Raw genomic sequence first — 5,188 nt, forward strand, 5'->3', positions numbered from 1 at the left:
GCCCGGCGGGCCGGACCGGCCCGCCGGGCGCGCGCCGCCGTAGCCCCGCTGACATGGAGGTGTCTTGTGTCCTATCTGATCGCCGTGGTGGCCCTCCTCTCCGCCCTGTGCCTGGTGCTGCTGCTGGTGACCCTCGGGCTGGTCCGGCGGATCCGGGAGCACACCAAGCTGCTGGACGCCCTGTACGAACAGGTCGACCTCATGGGGCCGCCGATGGCCGGCACCGGCCCCGCCGTCGGCGACGTCGTCGCCGACTTCGCCGCGACCACCGTGGACGGAACCCAGGTGACCCGGGACCTCCTGCCCGAGGGGACGGTCGTGGCGTTCCTGTCGCCGGACTGCCAGGGCTGCCACGAGCAGCTTCCCGAGCTGGCCTCCTGGGCGGCGGAGCAGGACAGGGAGCGGGTGCTGGCGGTGGTCGACGGCCGGTCCGGCGACCCCGCGAGCCTCGTGGCGACGCTGACGCCGGTGGCCCGGGTGGTCGTGGACGACACGACCGCGCCGGTCGGCTCGGCGTTCGGGGTGCAGTCGTTCCCGACCTTCTTCCAGGTGGCGACCGGCGGGAGGCTCCTCGCGGTGGCGCCCCGGATCGCCCGGCTGCCCGCCGGATCGGCCGCGTGAGCGAGCACGACCCGGAGGTCACGGCGGCGGCGCTGGCACGCTGCGCCGCCCGGGCCACCGCGCTGGTGTGGCGGGCGGCGCCGCTCCACGTCCTCGGCTACCTGGCGATCACGGTGGTCGGCGCCGCCGTCCCGGTCGCCGTCGCCTGGCTGACCAAGGCCGTGCTGGACGGGGTGGCGCATCGGCAGACCGACGCCCTGCTCGCCCCGGCGATCGCCATCGCCGTGGCCGGAACGGCCGCGGCCGCGGCCACCCACGCCGGGAACTACCTGCGAGCCGAGGTGGACCGGCGTGCGTCGCTCGACGCGAAGGACGAGCTGTTCGCGGCGGTGTCCCGCTTCACGGGACTGGCCAGGTTCGAGACCCCGGCTTTCCTCGACCGGCTGCGGCTGGCCCAGCAGAGCGCGAGCAACCCGGGCCGGCTGGTGGACACCGCGCTCTCGGCCGCGCGCAGCGCGGTGACCGTCGCCGGTTTCGTCGCCTCCCTGGCTCTCGTCAACGCCACGTTCACCGCGCTGGTCCTGCTGTCGGCCCTTCCCGCGCTGCTCATCGAGCTGCGGCTGTCGCGGCAGCGGGCCGCGATGATGTGGCGGATCGGCCCGGCCGAGCGGCGCGAGTTCTTCTACGCCCGGCTGATGTCCACGGTGGACGCCGCCAAGGAGATCCGCCTGTTCGACCTCGGCGCCTTCCTGCGGCTGCGCATGCTGGCCGAGCTGCGCACCGCGAACGCCGCCCGCCGCCGCATGGACCGGCGGGAGCTCCTCGTCCAGGGCGGCCTGGCGGGCGCCTCGGCCGTCGTCGCCGGCGCCGGGCTGGTGTGGGCGATCACGGCGGCCGGGCAGGGGCGGCTCAGCGTCGGCGACGTGTCGATGTTCGCGGCGGCGCTCGCCGGCGTGCAGGCGGCGCTGAACGGCCTGGTGGCGTCCGGAGTGATGGCGTACGAGCACCTGCTGACCTTCCACCACCACGTCGAGATCGTGGACGCCGCGCCGGAGCCGCCCCGCCGCCCCACGTCGTTGCCACCGCTGCGACGGGGCATCGAAGTGCGCGACGTCTGGTTCCGCTACGGCCCCGACCATCCCTGGATCCTGCGCGGCGTCGACCTGTTCATCCCGTACGGGGAGACCGTGGCGCTGATCGGCCGCAACGGCGCGGGCAAGAGCACGCTGGTGAAGCTGCTGTGCCGGTTCTACGACCCCACCCGCGGCGCCATCCTCTGGGACGGCGTGGACATCCGCGACGTGCCGCCGGAGACGCTGCGCTCCCGCATCGGCGCCGCATTCCAGGACTTCGTGTCGTACGAGCTGACGGCCACCGACAACATCGCGGTGGGCGACCTTCCGGCCGCGGCCGACCGGACGCGGATCGAGCAGGCCGCGCGGGACTCCGGTGTCCACGACACCCTGACGGCCCTGCCCTACGGCTACCGCACCCTGCTGAGCCGCGGATTCCCGCCGGAGGAGGAGGACGAGGAGGGGCCGGACTCCGGCGTGTCGCTCTCCGGTGGGCAATGGCAGCGGCTGGCGCTCGCCCGGGCGTTCCTGCGCCGCGACCGGGACCTGATGATCCTCGACGAGCCCAGCTCCGGCCTGGATCCGGAGGCCGAGCACGAGGTGCACCGCCGACTCGCCGAGCTGCGGGCCGGGCGCACGAGCGTCGTCGTCTCGCACCGGCTCGGCGCGGTTCGGGACGCCGGGCGGATCGTGGTGCTGGCCGACGGTGTCGTCATCGAGACGGGCACGCACGCCGGGTTGCTGGCCGCGGGCGGCACGTACGCCAGGCTGTTCGACCGGCAGGCGGCCGGGTACCGGGACGACGCGGAGCCCGCGACGGCCGTGACGGCCGAGGCGGCAGGGCCGTCACGGTGAGCGGACCGGCCGCCTCGGCCGTCACGGTGAGCGGGGCGGTGGCTCTCGTCGCCGTCCTCGGCGCTCTTACGGCGCTCACCGTGGTCGCCGTCGTCGGGGTCGTCGGGGTGCGGCGGCGGTACCTGGTGGTGACCGTCCACGGGGAGAGCATGCTGCCGACGTACCGGCCGGGAGAGCGGGTGCTCGTCCGGCGGGCGCGAGCCGACTCGCTGCGGGCCGGGCAGGTCGTCGTGCTCAGCGACCTCGTTCCGGCCGGTGGGGCCGAGCTGAGGCCCCGTTGGATCATCAAACGCGTCGCGGCCCTGCCGGGCGACCCCATCCCGCGCGACACCGTCCCCGCCCTGCGGACCGCATCCGGCACCCGGGTCCCGGCCGGTCACCTGGTCGTCCTGGGTGACAACCCTGACCGTTCGCACGACTCCCGCCACTCCGGCTACCTGACGACGGATCGCCTGTACGGCGTGGTCCTTCGCACGTTCGGCTAGCCGGGCGCGCCACGACGCACTCGCGAAACCCCCGAAACCTCGACGCGTAGCGCGAGCCCCAACGCGCCTTTTGAACCGAAAGAATGGTGAGATGAATCCGGCTTCACTACAATAGCCCGCAATCTTGATGCACCAGGCAATGCAGGGGAAAATGTGACGATATCGCGCGGGTACCAGTACACCTTCGGCACGATGGCGGCCGTAGGGCACGCCCTGGACGAGGTCGACGACGAACTGGGCAAGATCCTGCGCATTCTCGAGACGGAGTGTCAGCTTTCCCAGGGGGCGTTCGGGTGGGCCGCAGAACTGGACGGCCGGAGAAAGTATGCCTCGTTCGTCTCCGCGTGGCGCGACGAGGTTGAGTTCGCCATGGGAAAAGCCCGGGAGTTGGCCGAGAAGTCAGCCAAGACCGACCGGGGTTACCTGAGCACGGAGAACGCCAGACTCAACGACCTCCTGTACACGGTGGGCTGGAAACCCGATTCCTCCGGCAAGTTCAAGAAGCAACCCGAGCTGAACCTGGTCCATCAGGACAGGTATGTCGACAACGACGGGACGTCGGCGTTCCGCGGGCTGCTCGGCTCCGGCCTGCTGGGTCTCGGGTTCAACGCGTGGGCACTGAGACGGTACCCGGAGTGGAAGCAGGCGAGCGCTGAGGCCAGAGCCGCCCGGAAAGGCTCCACCAACCTGTACAACCCGCACACCCGCGAGGCGATCAGGACCGGAAGATCCCCGGTCCCCAAGGGGTACACCTACTACGAACGGTTCACTCTCAAGGACGGTGAGAAGTTCGTCACGGTGAAGTCGCAGTCAGCGGTGCTCAGCAACTCCACGGTGAGCAAGCTCCACTTCGCCAAGCGCTTCTCCTTGTTGGCGGTGACCGCTGGGGTGGTGTGGGAGCTTCTCGTCATTCCGTCAGATGAAGACCTCAACAGGGCCATGCACGGGTGGGAAGAAGTGGCCGCCAGGGCGCGGGCACTGTTCGGGTCCGACCTTCCGGCGCTCAACGAGCTCGCCCTGGCCGACTGGAGCGGCGTGGCCAAGAACGAGGCGGACGACCGCATCTTCCGCTTCATCCGTGGCGGGATCGACCTGGCGGACTTCGCCACCGAGATGGCCAACCGTCTCGCGGCTCTGATCGAGCAGTTCAACGCCCTGCACAAAATCGCGTACATAGCCACAGCGGTCACGGTGGCCGCTCTGATCGCGCACGCGGCGCTGTCCTTCATACCTGCGATGCGCATCGTGGCCGCTTATCTGGGCAGTCAGCTCACCACCCTCGCGATGTTCATACTCGCGGCCGCTCCTGCCGCAGCGGCCAGAGTCTTCGCCGGAAACATGAGAGATGCGATGCTCAGCATGAACACCTTCCCCGTCGACAGAGGCCACGAATTCCGGTTCGGCTGGAAGTAAGCGCGCGAGCAGCACGAGACCGCCCCGATTCCGCATCCACCGCGAACCGGGTGCGATGCTCCGCCACCACATCCGCCAGTTCGGCACAACGCATCTTCATAGGCCCACACGGCAGACTCATGACAGGTCCCCACGGAGACCCATGAATTCCCCTTCGGCTATTGGATGGTCAGGCGGTAGCCGGCTCCTTCATCCCACGGGTCCAGGGCTGTCTGGAGTTGCTCGGGGAGCTCTTCTGGCTCATAGCTGAGGTCAGCCGTCGAAGTGTCGAGAAGACCGTCAGGTGTGGTGTGATCCCGCATGGGCGGATCGTTGGGGCACCACAGCACCTGGAGCAGATCGGCACCCTCAGGAAAGGGGATCTCAGCGATGCGCGTGCGTAGAACTGCGCGACACCGACCATGGGCACCGGACTCTCGGGGACACGGTTCTTCATCGTCAGCCAGTCAGGTTGACCGGAGGGCGCGGCCTGCACCTGGACCGTTCGGTCGCACGCCGGCCATGGCTCATCGGACGGCCAGAGGAGTGGTCCTCCGATGTGGCTGTCATGCATGTTCGGCTTCCCCGGCCGCGGGTGGAGGCGGACGGCTGTCCTTGCGTATGCACTCAACTCGGGGAACATGTGTGATGTCGACCGGAGGGCCGGGAGTACTGCGAGCCGTGAGCATGAAGCCTAGGACGTGTCTCAAAGAATGACGAGCCAGTCGTTGATGGCAGCGATGTGGATGGTGGCTTCGTAACGGACGGCGAGTTTGTCGAACCGGGTAGCGATGCCGCGGTGCCGTTTGAGCCGGTTGATGC

4 protein-coding genes are annotated in these 5,188 nt (G+C 69.8%); all 4 read left to right on the forward strand.

Annotated elements, in window-relative coordinates:
* Positions 1 to 66 precede the first annotated feature (66 nt).
* The 4 genes from HTZ77_RS44815 (at position 67) to HTZ77_RS44830 (ending at position 4,387) form a co-directional block, all read left to right on the forward strand.
* Entirely contained in the window at positions 67 to 621 is a 555-nt protein-coding gene (locus HTZ77_RS44815; protein WP_175595904.1) for a TlpA family protein disulfide reductase, read from the forward strand.
* Positions 618 to 2,489 (forward strand): ABC transporter ATP-binding protein, encoded by a 1,872-nt coding sequence (locus HTZ77_RS44820; RefSeq protein ID WP_328809136.1) that lies wholly within the window; start codon positions 618 to 620, stop codon positions 2,487 to 2,489. The genes HTZ77_RS44815 and HTZ77_RS44820 overlap by 4 nt, the downstream gene beginning before the upstream one ends.
* The gene (locus HTZ77_RS44825; protein WP_175595905.1) at positions 2,486 to 2,974 is read left to right on the forward strand and encodes a S26 family signal peptidase; all 489 of its coding nucleotides are present in this window, start codon (positions 2,486 to 2,488) and stop codon (positions 2,972 to 2,974) included. The genes HTZ77_RS44820 and HTZ77_RS44825 overlap by 4 nt, the downstream gene beginning before the upstream one ends.
* A gap of 153 nt (positions 2,975 to 3,127) precedes the next feature.
* A complete protein-coding gene (locus HTZ77_RS44830; RefSeq protein WP_175595906.1) occupies positions 3,128 to 4,387 on the forward strand; it encodes a hypothetical protein in 1,260 nt (419 codons plus the stop codon).
* Positions 4,388 to 5,188: the final 801 nt, after the last annotated feature.

The organism is Nonomuraea montanisoli, assembly GCF_013363975.1.
In the GTDB taxonomy this organism is placed as follows: Bacteria; Actinomycetota; Actinomycetes; order Streptosporangiales; family Streptosporangiaceae; genus Nonomuraea; species Nonomuraea montanisoli.